At 58.5% G+C, this 14,549-nt stretch carries 19 protein-coding genes; 11 read left to right on the top strand and 8 right to left on the bottom strand.

Translation table 11 applies throughout. From position 1 onward, the window contains the following. Window positions 1-3: 3 nt before the first annotated feature. Both CFA77_RS08275 and rpmG read left to right on the top strand, forming a co-directional pair. Window positions 4-747, top strand: a complete 744-nt coding sequence (locus tag CFA77_RS08275) for an NUDIX domain-containing protein (RefSeq protein WP_242517523.1) — start codon at window positions 4-6, stop codon at window positions 745-747. 84 nt (window positions 748-831) lie between these two features. Next, on the top strand, window positions 832-999 hold the full coding sequence (gene rpmG / locus CFA77_RS08270) for a 50S ribosomal protein L33 (protein ID WP_034789743.1): 168 nt from the start codon (window positions 832-834) through the stop codon (window positions 997-999). A gap of 61 nt (window positions 1,000-1,060) precedes the next feature. Here rpmG and CFA77_RS08265 read toward each other — a convergent pair whose 3' ends face one another. Genes CFA77_RS08265 through CFA77_RS08255 form a run of 3 tightly spaced genes read right to left on the bottom strand, consistent with a single transcriptional unit; the run spans window position 1,061 to window position 4,077 of the window. After that, window positions 1,061-2,287 (bottom strand): MFS transporter, encoded by a 1,227-nt coding sequence (locus CFA77_RS08265; RefSeq protein WP_206993049.1) that lies wholly within the window; start codon window positions 2,285-2,287, stop codon window positions 1,061-1,063. A 36-nt stretch (window positions 2,288-2,323) separates the two neighbouring features. After that, window positions 2,324-3,691 carry a PleD family two-component system response regulator gene (locus tag CFA77_RS08260; RefSeq protein WP_206993048.1) on the bottom strand — a complete coding sequence of 456 codons (1,368 nt, stop codon included), beginning with the start codon at window positions 3,689-3,691 and terminating at the stop codon, window positions 2,324-2,326. Next, the gene (locus CFA77_RS08255; RefSeq protein ID WP_034813323.1) at window positions 3,688-4,077 is read right to left on the bottom strand and encodes a response regulator; all 390 of its coding nucleotides are present in this window, start codon (window positions 4,075-4,077) and stop codon (window positions 3,688-3,690) included. The genes CFA77_RS08260 and CFA77_RS08255 overlap by 4 nt, the downstream gene beginning before the upstream one ends. Window positions 4,078-4,214: 137 nt before the next feature. On the opposite strand from CFA77_RS08255, the gene CFA77_RS08250 reads away from it, so the two are divergent. The 6 genes from CFA77_RS08250 to CFA77_RS08225 all read left to right on the top strand — a co-directional run bounded on the left by CFA77_RS08250 (window position 4,215) and on the right by CFA77_RS08225 (window position 8,760). Continuing rightward, complete coding sequence (locus CFA77_RS08250; protein WP_206993047.1) at window positions 4,215-5,486, top strand: DNA polymerase IV; 1,272 nt, start codon at window positions 4,215-4,217, stop codon at window positions 5,484-5,486. A 66-nt stretch (window positions 5,487-5,552) separates the two neighbouring features. Continuing rightward, window positions 5,553-6,014, top strand: coding sequence for a RidA family protein (locus CFA77_RS08245; protein ID WP_206993046.1), 462 nt, complete (start codon window positions 5,553-5,555; stop codon window positions 6,012-6,014). Next, window positions 6,015-6,743 (top strand): glycerophosphodiester phosphodiesterase family protein, encoded by a 729-nt coding sequence (locus CFA77_RS08240; protein ID WP_206993045.1) that lies wholly within the window; start codon window positions 6,015-6,017, stop codon window positions 6,741-6,743. It begins immediately after the preceding gene. A gap of 9 nt (window positions 6,744-6,752) precedes the next feature. Continuing rightward, window positions 6,753-7,916 (top strand): GNAT family N-acetyltransferase, encoded by a 1,164-nt coding sequence (locus tag CFA77_RS08235; protein ID WP_206993044.1) that lies wholly within the window; start codon window positions 6,753-6,755, stop codon window positions 7,914-7,916. Further along, entirely contained in the window at window positions 7,913-8,329 is a 417-nt protein-coding gene (locus tag CFA77_RS08230; protein ID WP_206993043.1) for a hypothetical protein, read from the top strand. Before CFA77_RS08235 ends, CFA77_RS08230 begins: the two co-directional genes overlap by 4 nt. Next, window positions 8,326-8,760 (top strand): HIT family protein, encoded by a 435-nt coding sequence (locus tag CFA77_RS08225; RefSeq protein WP_206993042.1) that lies wholly within the window; start codon window positions 8,326-8,328, stop codon window positions 8,758-8,760. The genes CFA77_RS08230 and CFA77_RS08225 overlap by 4 nt, the downstream gene beginning before the upstream one ends. Before the next feature lie 3 nt (window positions 8,761-8,763). On the opposite strand, the gene gatB is transcribed toward CFA77_RS08225, so the two are convergent. Further along, complete coding sequence (gene gatB, locus CFA77_RS08220; RefSeq protein WP_206993041.1) at window positions 8,764-10,275, bottom strand: Asp-tRNA(Asn)/Glu-tRNA(Gln) amidotransferase subunit GatB; 1,512 nt, start codon at window positions 10,273-10,275, stop codon at window positions 8,764-8,766. A gap of 153 nt (window positions 10,276-10,428) precedes the next feature. Here gatB and CFA77_RS08215 point away from each other — a divergent pair, with 153 nt between their 5' ends. Next, the gene (locus CFA77_RS08215) at window positions 10,429-10,812 is read left to right on the top strand and encodes a hypothetical protein (RefSeq protein WP_206993040.1); all 384 of its coding nucleotides are present in this window, start codon (window positions 10,429-10,431) and stop codon (window positions 10,810-10,812) included. 3 nt (window positions 10,813-10,815) lie between these two features. Here CFA77_RS08215 and CFA77_RS08210 read toward each other — a convergent pair whose 3' ends face one another. Beyond that, window positions 10,816-11,286, bottom strand: a complete 471-nt coding sequence (locus CFA77_RS08210; protein ID WP_206993039.1) for a hypothetical protein — start codon at window positions 11,284-11,286, stop codon at window positions 10,816-10,818. A gap of 10 nt (window positions 11,287-11,296) precedes the next feature. Further along, complete coding sequence (gene gatA / locus CFA77_RS08205; protein ID WP_206993038.1) at window positions 11,297-12,769, bottom strand: Asp-tRNA(Asn)/Glu-tRNA(Gln) amidotransferase subunit GatA; 1,473 nt, start codon at window positions 12,767-12,769, stop codon at window positions 11,297-11,299. Window positions 12,770-12,905: 136 nt separating this feature from the next. On the opposite strand from gatA, the gene CFA77_RS08200 reads away from it, so the two are divergent. Then, a complete protein-coding gene (locus CFA77_RS08200) occupies window positions 12,906-13,364 on the top strand; it encodes a DUF6491 family protein (protein WP_206993037.1) in 459 nt (152 codons plus the stop codon). A gap of 27 nt (window positions 13,365-13,391) precedes the next feature. Next, complete coding sequence (locus CFA77_RS08195; protein ID WP_206993036.1) at window positions 13,392-13,781, top strand: SET domain-containing protein; 390 nt, start codon at window positions 13,392-13,394, stop codon at window positions 13,779-13,781. A 3-nt stretch (window positions 13,782-13,784) separates the two neighbouring features. Here the strand turns inward: CFA77_RS08195 and CFA77_RS17285 are convergent, their stop codons facing one another. Further along, window positions 13,785-14,153, bottom strand: a complete 369-nt coding sequence (locus tag CFA77_RS17285) for a thiol-disulfide oxidoreductase DCC family protein (protein ID WP_206993035.1) — start codon at window positions 14,151-14,153, stop codon at window positions 13,785-13,787. A 48-nt stretch (window positions 14,154-14,201) separates the two neighbouring features. Beyond that, the gene (gene gatC, locus CFA77_RS08185; RefSeq protein ID WP_206993034.1) at window positions 14,202-14,489 is read right to left on the bottom strand and encodes an Asp-tRNA(Asn)/Glu-tRNA(Gln) amidotransferase subunit GatC; all 288 of its coding nucleotides are present in this window, start codon (window positions 14,487-14,489) and stop codon (window positions 14,202-14,204) included. Between the last annotated feature and the right edge of the window lie 60 nt (window positions 14,490-14,549).

Below are 14,549 nucleotides of genomic sequence, written 5' to 3'. Positions count from 1 at the left end.
GACATGAATTCGAATCCGCACTCAGATACGCTGATGGGCTCCGCATTTGACAAGGAAGATGATGGCGATGTCATCGAGACTCGCAAACGCAGTCCCCGCCCGAAAGACGCCGCCACACTCATACTGGTCCGCCGGGACGCCGCCGAACCTCGCGTCCTGATGGGTAAGCGCTCGGCGCGTCATGCCTTCATGCCAGACAAATACGTCTTCCCCGGTGGCCGAGTGGACCCACAGGATGGCAAGGCCGTCTCCTATTGCGAACTCGACGCCCAGCAGGAACGTCTCCTGCGCATCCAGACGCGCCGCAAGCCGCGTGCCTTCGCCCTGACAGCCATACGCGAAACATTCGAGGAAACCGGCCTCTTGGTGGCGCGCGACGCCGAGATGCCAGACAGGCACCCAATCGGCTGGAAACCTTTTCATGAACTCGACGCAGCGCCTCACCTGTCCCCGCTGACTTTCATTGGCCGAGCCATCACACCGCCCTATCGACCGAAGCGATTCGACGCGCGATTCTTCATGGCGAACGCCGAAGATGCTCTGATTGATGAGCGTCCGCCCGTCGACGGCGCGGAATTGTCTGACCTGCAATGGGTCACCCTGAAAGACGCACTGGCGCTCGATTTGCCTAATGTCACCCGGTTCATGCTGGGGGAAATCGAGGAAAGACTGGACAAGCCGTCGCTGAATCGGGGCCCGCCCTTCCTGCGCTGGACCCGCAGCGGACATTCGACCGACCGCCTCTAGCAGCAATGGCGCTTGACTTCCGACGCGCACATCTCCATTAAGCCGCTTTCCAGTTTCAGACGCTAACACAAGCGAGCATTCGTCATGGCCAAACCAGCCACCATCAAGATCCGCCTCAATTCGACGGCCGACACCGGCTTCTTCTACGTGACGAAGAAAAACCCACGCAACATGACCGAAAAAATGGTCAAGCGTAAGTACGACCCGGTCGCGAAGAAGCACGTCGAATTCAAGGAAGGCAAGATCAAGTAAGATCCTTGTTTTTCATGCATTGTTCGAAAAGCCCGCTCCACTAGAGCGGGTTTTTTGTTGCCTATTCTTCCGGCACGCCATGATGCAGGTCTCGTGTCTTGCGGATACCGGGGAACAGGACTGACCAAGCCGCAGCCACGCCGACGGCCGCATAGCCGCCCGCTACGACCGTGAAGACCGCGCCCCATTTGGCGGCCATGAATCCGGCCCGCGCCTCGCCCAGTTCATTGGACGCGCCCAGGAAAATCGAGTTCACGGCATTGACCCGCCCGCGCACTTGGTCAGGTGTCCAGAGCTGCAGGAGAACTTCGCGGATATAGACCGACACCATGTCGAAGGCTCCAACGAAGATCAGCGCGACGATGGATAGCCAGACGACATTCGAATACCCGAACACGACGGTGGAAATCCCGAAGAGCGCGACCGACACGAATAGTATCAGGCCGGCATGATCCTTGATCGGAAACGCCGTGATGATCGCCAGCATGATGAGTGCGCCAATGCCGGGCGCCGCGCGCAACAAGCCAAGCCCCTCTTCACCAATTTCCAATATGTCCCGCGCATAGATCGGCAGCAACGCCACGGCGCCACCCAGCAACACAGCGAACAAATCCAGAGAGATCGCGCCCAGCACAACTTTCTGATTGAACACATATTTGAACCCGCCCAACAGCACGTTGAGTGTCGTTGGTTCGCGCTCGATACGCTGGGGAGGTTTCGGGATCGAGAAAATCAGGATGGCCGATATGGCAAACAGGCTGACAGCCGTTCCATACGCAAACCCCGCCCCGACACCATATAACAATCCACCTGCCACTGGTCCGAGGATCGACGCCGCCTGCCAGGATGATGCAAGCCAGCCCACAGCATTTGCGAAGTCTTCACGCGGCACCAAATTGACCGCAAGACTCGACGAAGCAGGCGTATAGAATGCGCGTGCGACACCAAAGACAGTGAGGGTCGCGAGAACGATCAGAGGATCAAATCGTCCCGTCAGCGCGAGCGCCAAAATCACCCCGGCGCATACCAGTTCGACGCTGACTGACGCTCCCATGACATTCCGGCGACCGAGCCGGTCCGATGCGACACCTGTCACCACGACCAACAACAGGGCTGGCAGGAACTGGACAAGGCCGATCCAACCGAGAAGCGCCGCGTTCTGGGTAACATCATACATCTGCCACGCCACGGCGACAGAAACGACCTGCGCCGCAAGCGATGTCATGAAGCGAGACAGGAAGTATCTGCGATAGGAAGAATGGCGAAACGCCGAGAACCGGTCATTCATGAGCAGCGCCTTGCGACGGGCGGCGGCTCAAGTCAATCAGGCAGCAAGACTTTCGACTCTGTTCCGGCCAGCAGACTTGGCTTGATAGAGCGCCGTATCCGCGCGCTTGGTCAGATCAGCAATCGTATCATGAGCGCCGTTAATGGTGGAAACGCCAGCGCTCAGCGTAATGGAAATTTCCCGCGCACCACTGTTCACTATGAAGGGCTCTGCCGCGACAGATCGTCGAATTCGCTCGGCTGCTGCGCAAGCGAGATCACCCGGCGTATCTGGCATAATGACCATGAATTCTTCGCCACCCGGGCGACAGACCACATCCATGACGCGGCTATTGACCTTCAGGCGCTTGGCCACTTCCTGCAGGACTTCATCTCCGACATCATGGCCATATGTATCGTTCACTGCTTTGAAATGGTCGATGTCGGCCATAACCACCGATACGGGTCGTCCGCCCATCTGGGAGCGCTGGATCAATTGTTCCAACTGGTTGTTCATGTATCGACGATTGTAGAGGCCGGTGAGCTGATCGATGACCGACAATTCAAGACCACGATCCACGCGGTCTCTCAATGCCTCGATATAGCGGGTTCGCCGTGCCTGCGTCCGGACACGAGCGAGCAATTCCTGCTTGTCGACGGGTGCAAAAATGACATCGCTTGCACCCAGATCAAGACCTTTTCCAGCCCTCGGCCGATCATCCGGATCGCAAATCAACAGAATTGAAATCGCGCGTGTCGCTTCATTCATCTTGAAGTGCGCACAGAGTTTCAGGGCGTCATAACGATCACTGAGCATGGACAGGACGAGAATATCCACGCCAAGCTCATTCAACCCTTTCATGCCGCCCGCCTCCAGCAGTGTAATGGCCGTATGACCACCAGACCGCAGGGTTTCAGCGACGCGCGACGATGATCTGGGATTGTCATCCACCACGAAGAGGCGTGCTGGCTGGTCTTTGACGTTGAGACTTTCGTCGCCATCAATGCCCGCTCGCAGGCCGCTGGCCTGACGTTGGCGAAGCTCTGACGCAACAGCATTGTATCGGGTGATGGCCCCCATACGCGCCATCAAGGCAAAGTCATCAACCGGCTTGGTCAGGAAGTCTTCCGCCCCGACGTCCAGGCCCCGGACGCGATCCTCGGCATCATTCAGGGCCGTAACCATAACGACGGGTATATGCGCAGTGGCAGGGTTTTCCTTCAGGCGGCGGCAAACTTCATACCCGTCCATACCGGGCATCATCACGTCCAGAAGGATAATGTCAGGCTCGCTACGCTCCACCATGCTGAGCGCCTCGATCCCGTTTTCAGCCAGCATGACCGTATAATATTGAGCCTCCAGCTTGGCTTGCAGGAGGCGTCGGTTCGCTTCGATGTCATCTACGACGAGGACGCGTGCTGTCACGCTGCCTCCTTGGGCATCAATGCCTCAACCGCCTTGATGAAGGTTGCAATCTGGATGGGCTTGGAAAGGTACCCCTCACAGCCAGCTTCACGAACCCGCTGCTCATCCGCGCGCATGGCAAATGCCGTGACGGCCAGAACCGGAATGTGCGCGACCTTGTCATCGTCCTTGAGCCATCGCGTGATGTCGAGACCTGAAACTTCCGGCAGCTGGATATCCATGATGATGAGGTCCGGCAGTTCCTGGCGTGCAATCTCGACAGCCTTGGCACCATCGCGACATTGGAAGGTTTCAAAACCGAAAGCATCCAACAAGTCACAGAAAAGGCGCATGTTGAGTTCGTTATCCTCAACAACCAGAACTTTCCTGGTGTGCGACTTCGTCATGATTGAGTTGGTGCCTCTGATTCGGGACGATTCTAAGAGCTCTTTTGCCAGCTACACCCGAAATCGTTAACACTGGTTTACGTGTTTGCGTCCCATTGATTGCCGCGGGCACCGGAACATGGCATGAACACGGGGCCATGTACACGCTCTGCAGAGACTGTTTTCACCTTTCAGACGACGACAGCGACGCCTGCCCTCGCTGCGGGCGGCATCGTGTAATCCGCAATAAACACATCACAACGCTGGCCATCGCTCATCTCGATTGCGACGCCTTCTTTGCAGCCATCGAAAAACGCGACGATCCCTCCCTGAAAGACCGGCCAGTCATTGTGGGCGGCGGAAAAAGGGGAGTCGTATCTACGTGTTGTTACATCGCCCGTCTCTATGGCGTCCGCTCGGCCATGCCGATGTTCAAGGCGCTCAAGGCCTGCCCGGACGCCGTCGTGATCAAGCCGAATGGCGAAAAGTACCGGCTCGCCGCCCACCAGATGCGCGAAAAGATGCAGGCGCTGACACCCATGATTCAGCCCGTCTCGGTCGATGAGGCCTATCTGGACCTCAGCGGCACGGGCACCCTTCACAAGGCGCCGCCGGCCGTGTCCCTCGCCCGGCTTGCCGCAGAGATTGAGCGCGATATCGGGATCACTGTCTCGATTGGCCTGTCGACCAACAAATTCCTGGCCAAGACCGCAAGCGAACTGGACAAGCCGAGAGGATTTGCTGTCATCGGCGCAGACGAAGCCGAAGCCTTACTCGCACCGAGACCCATTGGATTCATTCATGGCGTGGGCCCGAAACTGGCCCAGAAACTGACCCGGGATGGGTACGATACGATCGAAGACCTCCAAAGAACGGAGTTGAAGCAGTTGATCGGGCGCTATGGCGAGACCGGAATGTGGCTGAAGAATCGGGCGCATGGCATCGACAACCGGCCGGTCCGGAATGATGAGGAGCGCAAGTCGGTCAGTTCCGAGACCACGTTCAATGACGACATGTCAGACCCGGCCTGGTTGGAAGACCAGCTCTGGCGCCTCTGCGTAAAAACGGCAGACCGTGCCAAGGCCACGGGCCTTGTCGGCAATGTCATCACGCTCAAACTCAAGACCGCTGAGTTCCGGACCCTTACGCGGCGCATGTCCCTGTCAGAGCCCACCCAGCTGGCCCAGACCCTGTTTCGGAATGCCAAAGTGTTGCTGGCCAAGGAAACCAATGGCCGGACACGCTTTCGTCTCATCGGAGTTGGTATTTCCGACCTGTCAGAGCATCGCTCGGACGCTGTCGACCTGCTCGACCCTCTCGTCGCGAAGCGCGCGGCGGCAGAGCGCGCGTCGGACCTGGCCCGGCAGAAATTCGGCGCCGAAGCCGTGATCACGGGCCGGTCAGCGCGGGTGAAGAACGCGCCCCGGTGAACGGCGTTTGCGCCCCGCCCCTTGGCGGTCTAGTGAAAACGCAACACCATTTTCAAGGAGCGCGCCATGTCGACCCCCGAAACCCGTCTTGATGAACTCGGCATCGAACTGCCGGAACCCATGAAACCGGTCGCCACATATGTCCCCTATGTCATCAGCGGCAACATGCTGTTCGTGTCCGGTCAGGTCAGCGCGTCCGCTGACGGCCTCATCAAGGGATGCCTCGGCGAGAACATGGAACTCTCCGCAGGTCAGCAGGCCGCCCGCTTCTGTGGGATCAACCTGATCGCCCAGTGCAAAGCTGCCATTGGCGACCTGTCCCGTATCAAGCGCGTGGTAAAACTCGGCGGCTTTGTGAACGTCGCGCCCGGCTTCACCGACATCCCGCAAGTCATCAATGGATGTTCAGATCTTATGGTCGACGTATTCGGCGAGGCCGGCCGTCATGCCCGATCGGCTGTGTCATGTCCCGAACTGCCTCTGGGCGTCGCCGTGGAAGTCGATGGCATCTTCGAGATTGCCGACTAGATGGCACAGGCATTCACGCTCACGGACTTCGCCTACGCACATAGAGGCCTGTGGTCCGGACGCAAAACACCTGAGAATACGATGGCGGCCTTTGACGCGGCGGCACAGTACGGGCTCGGCATGGAGTTCGATATCCGCCCCGATTTGGATGGAAACCTTGTCGTTTTCCATGATGACACACTGGACCGCCTTGCCGGGCGCCCTGACCGTGTAGAGGATCTTGCGTCGGACGACCTGCAGGACATAATGATCGCCGGAATCCATGGCTTGCCGACCTTCGAACGCCTGCTTGCAAGCTGGCCACACAAGCTGCCCCTGCTGACAGAAATGAAGCTGGACGGACGCACGGACCCGGCAGATCTCGGCCGCCGAACCGGTGCGTTGCTTCAGAACTATGCAGGACGCGCAGCGGCGATGAGCTTTTCGGAAGAGGCGGTACGGGCCCTCCCATCGGACGTGATGCGCGGTCAGCTCATTGGACCGTCCCACAAGATTGGCACATCCGAGTTCGAAACAATTCTTCAACGCGCATTGTCAGACGGCATTGACTATATTGCCATCAACATCGCGGACGTCGATGGCATCCGCAAACGCGTACCGGAAGACCTTCCGATTGTGTGCTGGACGGTACGGACGCTGGATGAGGTTCGGCTGGCCGTTCATGAAAATGCGGCCATCATCTTCGAACATCTCGCTCCGGGACTGGTCTCGGCCTACGCCTTGCCCTAGATTCAGAGCATGGATGACACCGCGCTGAAATTGAGTTTTGCCTCAGCCATGGCGGAGGTCGATCCGGAGGAATGGAACGCGGTCGCCAATCCAGCCGGCGTGCGCTTCGATCCCTTTCTGAAATGGGAATTCCTGGACGCGATGGAAACGTCTGGCGCGGCCACTCCAAATACGGGCTGGATGCCGCGTCATGTATTGATCCGCGACGCAACTGGCCGACTCAAGGCTGCGATGCCGCTCTATGGCAAAACCCACTCACGCGGCGAATTCGTCTTCGACCAATCCTGGGCCGACGCCTATGAGCGCGCAGGCGGAGCCTATTATCCCAAACTGCTTGGGGCCGTGCCCTTCACGCCGGTAACCGGTCGTCGCCTGCTTGTGCGTCCGGGCCCCGATGCAATACGCCTGCAGACGGCGCTCCTGTCCGGCGCGATCCAACTGGCCGAGCAGAACGAGCTATCTTCATTGCACATCAATTTCGCTTCACCGGAAGAAGCCACAATGCTGTCGGAGACGGGCCTGCTGTTGCGCACCGACCAGCAATTCCACTGGCAGAACCGCGACTATGGCTCGTTCGATGATTTCCTTGCCGACCTCTCCTCGTCCAAGCGAAAGAATCTTCGGAAGGAACGCGCGAAGGCGCAGGAAGGATTGGACTTTGTCCACCTGCGGGGCGACGACATTACCGAAGCTCATCTCGATGCGTTCTACATATTCTACATGGACACGGGCACGCGCAAATGGGGCTCGCCCTATCTGACCCGAGACACTTTCTCACTCTTGCGAGAACGGATGGCCGACGATCTCCTCTTTATCTTCGCCATGTCAGACGGAGCGCCGATTGCCGGTGCCATGAATCTAATCGGCTCCGACACACTCTATGGCCGCTACTGGGGGTGTACCGAGCACAGATCAATGCTGCACTTCGAGACCTGCTACTATCAGGCCATCGACTACACCATCGAGCGCAAGCTGGCTTTCGTCGAAGCAGGTGCACAGGGCGGACACAAGCTGGCCCGTGGCTATACGCCCGTCACCACCCATTCCACCCACTGGATAGCCCATCCCGGCCTTCGCCACGCCATAGCCGACTATCTGGAGCGCGAACGCGAAGCGGTAGAATCCGACATGGGCTATCTCACCGAACGAACACCCTTTAAGAAGGGCGAATGAGCGAGTCTGCCGTCCTCAGGAACTATGGCCGGGTCGAAGAGGCCCTCATCGTCTGTGCAGCGTTGCAGTATGCAGGGTTCGACGCCTCTATCGACAACTACAATCATGCGACCGTGAACTGGCTGTTGGTTCCGGCCCTTGGGGGAATCCCTGTCCGGCTTCCGACATCGCAACTGGAAGACGCGAAGGCATATCTCCGGGAAATGGTCGAAACCGCGGAGGACCGTCTCGTAGAAGCGACGGGGGAAGCCCCGGATCCGGTACGGAGAAAATATTGGCGCGCCTGGGCTGTGGCCGCCTTGTTCATGCTCGACTGGCTCTCGTTATTTGTCCTGTGGCGCTTCCTGAGAGCCACATATCTGAAACTACGGCATCCCTCCCCACACAAACTAGAAAGTTCGTCCTCGTCATGACTCTTCACGCTGCCTATGATCCCGACAATATCTTCGCCAAGATCCTGCGCGGTGAAATGCCCGCCGTCAAAGTCTATGAGGATGACGCTGCACTCGCTTTCATGGACGTGTTTCCCCAGAGCGAAGGTCACACGCTCGTCGTGCCGAAGGGCGTGGAAGCGCGCAACCTGCTCGACATGCCGGCCGACAAGCTCGGCCCCTATATGGAGGCTGTGCAGAAAGTGGCGCAGGCTGTCGAAGCTGCCTTGACGCCCGATGGCTTGGTCGTGACCCAGTTCAATGGCGCCCCCGCCGGACAAACTGTCTACCATTTGCACTTTCACATCATTCCGCGCTGGAAGGATGTGGCGCTCGGGCGGCATGGCTCGGGCGAAATGGCAGATACAGCTAAACTCGGCGTGCTGGCCGATCGCATCAAGTCCAAGCTCTAGGGGTTAGAGCCCCAGCTTCGCTTTCAGGATATCGTTGACGGCTTTCGGATTGGCCTTGCCACCGGAAGCCTTCATCACCTGGCCCACGAACCAGCCCATCGTCTTGGGCTTTTCCTTGATCTGCGCGACCTGGTCCGGATTGGCAGCCATGATGTCGTCGACGATCTTCTCGATCGCGCCGGTATCGGTTACCTGTTTAAGGCCGTGCTTTTCGACAATGTCAGAAGCTTCGCCTTCGCCTTCGATCATCCGGGCAAAGACGTCCTTCGCGATCTTTCCACTGATCGTGTCATTGGCGATCAGTTCGATCAGGCCGCCGAGGCTGGAGGCAGATACGGGGCTGTCGGCCAGCTCAATGTCCTGCTTGTTGAGATAGCCGAACAATTCCTGCGTCACCCAGTTCGCCGCAAGTTTCGGATCGCGGCCTTTGGCAACGTCCTCGAAGAAGCTGGCTTTTTCGGCGTCGGCGCTGAGGACACCCGCATCATAGCGTGACAGCCCATAATCGGTTTCAAAGCGGGCGCGCTTCTCGTCTGGCAGTTCCGGCAGGGTCGCACGGATTTCCTCGATCCAGGCCTGCTCGACTTCCAGCGGCAACAGATCCGGGTCCGGGAAATAGCGGTAATCATGCGCGTCTTCCTTGGAACGCATGGAGCGCGTCTCGACCTTCACTGGATCGAACAGGCGCGTTTCCTGGTCGATGGAGCCGCCATCCTCAAGGATCTCGATCTGGCGGCGCGCTTCATACTCAATGGCCTGCTGGATGAAGCGGAACGAGTTCATGTTCTTGAGTTCGCAGCGCGTGCCGAGATGGCTGAAATCACCCGTTTCACGGAATTTCTCATACTGGCCCGGACGGCAGACCGACACGTTCACGTCGGCGCGGAGATTGCCCTTCTCCATGTCGCCATCACAGGTGCCGAGCGCGATCACGATGGCGCGCAGCTTCTTCACATAGGCGGCCGCTTCGGCAGGTGTGCGGATGTCCGGCATGGACACGATTTCCATCAGCGCGACGCCGGACCGGTTAAGGTCCACATAGGTCGAGTTCGGGTCCATGTCGTGAATCGACTTGCCAGCATCCTGTTCCAGATGGAGCCGCTCAATGCGGCACGGGAAAGCATAGGCATCGCCGCCATGCGCGGGCTCGACATCCACCTCGATTTCGCCTTCACCGACAATCGGGTGCGCGAACTGGCTGATCTGATAGCCCTGCGGCAGGTCGGGATAGAAATAATTCTTCCGGTCGAAGCGGGAATAGGTGTTGATCTGCGCCTTCAGGCCGAGGCCGGTACGGATAGCCTGCTCGACGCAATACTTGTTGATCACGGGCAGCATGCCGGGCATTGCCGCATCGACCAGCGACACATTGCAGTTGGGGTCCGCACCAAACGCCGTGGACGCGCCAGAAAACAGCTTCGCATTGGACGAGACCTGAGCATGGACTTCGAGGCCCATGACCAGTTCCCAATCGCCGGTTTCGCCCTTGATGACATATGGTGTGCGCGCGGACATAGTGTTCCCTGCTGGCAGTATGATTTGGCGCTGTTCTAGCCGCCGGAGCGGCGCACTGTCGAGCCGTCAATACCATTCGATAGGCGCCAACCCTTCCAATTTTCGGGATATGGGCGAATAATTCCGCTCGTGGAGGAAAAAGGGAGTGCCGGAATGATTTTCAAGATGATGATGGATGCCTCGGGCGAGGATGAAAAGCCGGTGGTTCGCGGCTTTCTCAAACATCTTGTCTTGGGATTCGCCGGCGGCGTGGCTGTGGGCTCCATCCTGCTGGGCGGCATGTTGCTATCTCTCCAGGATATGGACCTCGACATGCCCCTGTTATGGATTTTCGCGATGATACTGCAATGCGGCCCCGTAGGCGGCCTGATCGGGGTTGGCATCTACTTGTCGCGGGTCACACAGCGGGATTCTGATGAGGATGATGACGACAAACCAGGTCCCGGCGGTAACGCGCCGGAAGAAGTAGAATTTGACCAGGTTGTCATTCGGCCAAACAGCAAGTCCGGCGGAGCACTCAAGCCATCCAAGGCTTGAGGCCTAATCAAGCTTGCCTGACTCTTTTGCCCGCCGCACCCGCTCGGCACGCGCGGCCATGCGGTCCTTGATGGGGGCCGATTGGGCAACACGGACAGGACCTTCGCTTTCGGCCGCTGGTTCAGGTTCTGGGGTGTCTTCCAGCTTACCTTCCTCGACCAGTTTCTTGCGCCGTGCGGCAACCCGTGCTTCGCGCGCCGTCTGCGCCGCGCTCTTGCCGACAAACAGGCCGGACAGCTTTGACTTTCCGGCACCGCCCGGCTGGGGGTGGTCCTCTAGTCGCCGCTTTCTGCGTGCGATGATTCGGGAAATTCGAAACGAGACGTAGCCAGCCACGAGGAATGCCACGAGCAGCATGGACCGCATTTCCGGGGCAAACAGGCTGTAGCCATATTGCGCCATCATCGCCGCCATCAGGGCGAGGCAGAAGACAAGCAGGACAGCAAAGAGAAGGAGGAAACGGGTGATGTTCATGCCCCCGAACCTACCACCACTTCTCCGCCTTGGCCACGAAACCTGCTGCGCGTTCCAGTTCGCCGCCGACGCGGAAACAGGCCGTCTCGTCGAGCGCCTTGCCGATTACCTGTAGACCGAGGGGCAGGCCGCTTGAGGACAGGCCAGCGGGCACGGAGATGCCCGGCAGGCCGGCAAGGTTGGCCGTCACCGTGAACACGTCATTGAGATACATCTCGACCGGATCGCCGCTTTTCTCGCCAAATGCAAAGGCCGGGCTCGGACAAGTCGGCGTCAGTACGGCATCACAGCTCTCGAACGCCTCAATAAAATCATTGAGGATCTTGGTGCGAACTTTCTGGGCACGCAGGTAATAGGCATCGTAATAGCCGGACGAAAGAACATAAGTGCCAATCATCAGGCGGCGCTGGACTTCAGCTCCAAAACCGCCAGCCCGCGTGTCTTCATAGGTCGCGGTCAGGTTCTCCCCGGCTACGCGCGCGCCATAACGCATACCATCATATCGAGCGAGGTTTGAGGATGCCTCAGCAGGCGCAACGATATAATAGGCTGGCAGCGCATACTTCGTGTGCGGTAGACTGATATCGACGATTTCGGCGCCTGCAGCTTTCAGCCAGGCAATGCCTTGCCCCCAGAGCTTGTCGATCTCATCGGACATGCCCTCCATCCGGTATTCTTTCGGAATACCGATCCGCATGCCCTTTACGCCCTTGGACACATCGCTGCGCCAGTCTGGCGTTTCGACGCTCAATGAGGTCGAATCCTTGGGGTCGTGACTGCACATGGCTTCCAGCAGGATGGCGCTATCCTCGACCGTCTTGGAGATCGGGCCAGCCTGATCGAGCGAAGAGGCAAACGCGACCATGCCATAGCGGCTGGCGCGGCCATAGGTTGGCTTGATGCCGACCGTACCTGTGAAGGCGGCTGGCTGGCGGATAGACCCGCCCGTGTCGGAAGCTGTCGCCGCGAGACAAAGGTCTGCTGCAACGGATGCTGCCGACCCACCTGACGAGCCGCCGGGTGTCAGGCCTTGATTGTCGCCCTTGCGGCGCCACGGGTTGATGACATTCCCAAACCGCGAGGTCTCGTTGGAGGAACCCATGGCGAATTCGTCCATGTTGAGCTTGCCCAGCATGACTGCGCCTTCATCCCAGAGGTTCTGGGTGACGGTGGATTCATAGGTTGGGGTGAACTCACCCAGGATGTTGCTGCACGCCGTCGTGCGCACACCCTTGGTGCAATACAGATCCTTGATCCCCAGCGGGGCGCCTTCCAGCTTGCCGCCCTCGCCCTTGGCCAGTCTCGCATCGGACGCGTCCGCCATGGCGAGCGCCTTTTCCGGCGTTTCGACCACATAGGCATTCAGCGTCCGCGCGCCTTCCATCGCGTCGACGAATTGCTGGGTGATCTCGCGCGAAGAAAACTCCTTGGCTTTCAAGCCATCAAGCGCTGCGGCGAGGGTAAGTTTGGTCAGTTCGGTCATCGGACATCCTGAGAAGAAATCTGCCCGCCTGCTATGACGGCTTGGCACAAAAGTTCAAGCCTTCGTGAGCCTTCTTGTCAGTTGCGCGAGACTGGCGCAGGCTCGGTTTCAATGCCAAATACAACGGAGACCCATCATGCGTACCCTCATGCTCAGCCTTGCTGCCCCCGTTATCCTGGCGGCCTGCGCCACTTCAGAGACACAAGAGGACCGTCCACGCGGCGTCGAACGCTATGCCGACGATCCACGACTGGGCGAAGAGGTGAGCAGCATCTGCTTTGCATCCACCATTGATGGTTTTGGCGAAACAACACGGGACACAGTTGTGGTGCGTGACGGGCGCGACCATTTCCTGATTGAAGTGTTTGGCGCGTGTACGCCGCTGAATGATGCAATGCGGATCGGAATGGACGCGACCGGCAGCTGCTTGCGAAAGCACGACGCGCTAATCGTGTCCGACTCCATTTCTGATTTCGCAGAGACCACACCCTTTTCCAAGCAAAGATGCCTGGTGAATGGAATCTATGCATGGGACCCAGAGGCAAAGGCGGAAGAATCCGAAGAAGAATCTGGCGAGGAAGACGCTGAATCCTGATGGCGGCGGCTTCGGCATGTGGTAATCATGCCTATGGAAAAAACCGGATACGCCTCACCCGTTGAGGTTCGCCAATCTCCCTTTCACGGTCGTGGCCTGTTCGCGGCCGTTTCCTTTGAAGCGGGCGACCTGATCGCAACCTATCCCCTCCTGGTCCTCAGCCAGGATGACACCGCCGCCATTCGCGGCACCCAGATCCATCATTACGTCTTCTACGTGGATGAAAATGAACAAGGAAAAATGCGCGCCGCGGTCGCATTCGGCCTGATCTCGATGTGCAATCACAGTGTCGAAGCCAATGCGGATTTTACCGTCGACCCGGCTGCACAAACTGTGACGCTAAGTGCCCGCACCCCCATCCTTGCCGATGCAGAAATCCTGATCGACTACGAAGAATTCGCTGACCAGATTATCTGATCGCTACCAGCGGCCAGACATCCGATTCCAGCGCCACAGAAGGTGGGCGGTCACATGATACAGGCTGCGGGATACCAGATTCAGCCCAGGCAGATTGCCCAGCCAGGCCAACCATCCATAGCCGGGCGTCCGCTGCCATATCTCAGCGACCGCTGGCCATCCTTTAACCGCGCGACCATCCGGCAAGACAGCATGCAGTTTCAGGCGAACGTCGTTAAGGGAAATGCCCCGATCGCGAAAACGATCAGGTGTTTGAGAAACATCTACATAATCGACAAGGTCTGAACCTGTTCGGGTTCGCCGTTCGAAATGGCAAATTCCCTCCCGACAGACAGGACACACACTGTTGTAGAGAACAGTCAGCCGTTCCATAAGCGCGTTGTACAGCACTTATGGCACGATGGCACTGCGGCGGGTGGCTTATTCCACGGCCTTGGGCACAACGAAGAAACCATCTTCGGTGCGCGGTGCGTTTGCCAGAACCTGATCCTGGATATCGCCATCTGTGACGACATCTTCACGCATGGGCAGCGTCGTCTCAACCACGGAGGTCATCGGTTCCACGCCGTCAATATCGACCTCGTTCAACTGGTCGATCCAGCTGAGGATGCCATTCAATTCCCCAACCAGTTCCCCGACATGCTGTTCGCTGACGGCAATGCGCGACAGGCGGGCAACCTTGCGGACATCATCCTTGGTAACAGACATGAGCGAACTCCAACGCGTGAAAATGAACCGCCCGAATACGCCATAGGCAACACGGCATCA

Source organism: Hyphomonas sp. KY3, assembly GCF_017309975.1.
Lineage (GTDB): Bacteria > Pseudomonadota > Alphaproteobacteria > Caulobacterales > Hyphomonadaceae > Hyphomonas.
The sequence above is the reverse complement of the archived record's forward strand: the minus strand, read 5'-3'. Positions and strand labels throughout refer to the sequence as shown.

Excerpts from the sequence above, each read along its gene's own strand:
- CFA77_RS08275 (WP_242517523.1), top strand. The coding sequence starts at position 4 with ATGAATTCGAATCCGCACTCAGATACGCTGATGGGCTCCGCATTTGAC.
- rpmG (WP_034789743.1), top strand. The coding sequence starts at position 832 with ATGGCCAAACCAGCCACCATCAAGATCCGCCTCAATTCGACGGCCGAC.
- CFA77_RS08265 (WP_206993049.1), bottom strand. The coding sequence starts at position 2,287 with ATGAATGACCGGTTCTCGGCGTTTCGCCATTCTTCCTATCGCAGATAC.
- CFA77_RS08255 (WP_034813323.1), bottom strand. The coding sequence starts at position 4,077 with ATGACGAAGTCGCACACCAGGAAAGTTCTGGTTGTTGAGGATAACGAA.
- CFA77_RS08250 (WP_206993047.1), top strand. The coding sequence starts at position 4,215 with ATGTACACGCTCTGCAGAGACTGTTTTCACCTTTCAGACGACGACAGC.
- CFA77_RS08245 (WP_206993046.1), top strand. The coding sequence starts at position 5,553 with ATGTCGACCCCCGAAACCCGTCTTGATGAACTCGGCATCGAACTGCCG.
- CFA77_RS08240 (WP_206993045.1), top strand. The coding sequence starts at position 6,015 with ATGGCACAGGCATTCACGCTCACGGACTTCGCCTACGCACATAGAGGC.
- CFA77_RS08235 (WP_206993044.1), top strand. The coding sequence starts at position 6,753 with ATGGATGACACCGCGCTGAAATTGAGTTTTGCCTCAGCCATGGCGGAG.
- CFA77_RS08230 (WP_206993043.1), top strand. The coding sequence starts at position 7,913 with ATGAGCGAGTCTGCCGTCCTCAGGAACTATGGCCGGGTCGAAGAGGCC.
- CFA77_RS08225 (WP_206993042.1), top strand. The coding sequence starts at position 8,326 with ATGACTCTTCACGCTGCCTATGATCCCGACAATATCTTCGCCAAGATC.
- gatB (WP_206993041.1), bottom strand. The coding sequence starts at position 10,275 with ATGTCCGCGCGCACACCATATGTCATCAAGGGCGAAACCGGCGATTGG.
- CFA77_RS08215 (WP_206993040.1), top strand. The coding sequence starts at position 10,429 with ATGATTTTCAAGATGATGATGGATGCCTCGGGCGAGGATGAAAAGCCG.
- CFA77_RS08210 (WP_206993039.1), bottom strand. The coding sequence starts at position 11,286 with ATGAACATCACCCGTTTCCTCCTTCTCTTTGCTGTCCTGCTTGTCTTC.
- gatA (WP_206993038.1), bottom strand. The coding sequence starts at position 12,769 with ATGACCGAACTGACCAAACTTACCCTCGCCGCAGCGCTTGATGGCTTG.
- CFA77_RS08200 (WP_206993037.1), top strand. The coding sequence starts at position 12,906 with ATGCGTACCCTCATGCTCAGCCTTGCTGCCCCCGTTATCCTGGCGGCC.
- CFA77_RS08195 (WP_206993036.1), top strand. The coding sequence starts at position 13,392 with ATGCCTATGGAAAAAACCGGATACGCCTCACCCGTTGAGGTTCGCCAA.
- CFA77_RS17285 (WP_206993035.1), bottom strand. The coding sequence starts at position 14,153 with ATGGAACGGCTGACTGTTCTCTACAACAGTGTGTGTCCTGTCTGTCGG.
- gatC (WP_206993034.1), bottom strand. The coding sequence starts at position 14,489 with ATGTCTGTTACCAAGGATGATGTCCGCAAGGTTGCCCGCCTGTCGCGC.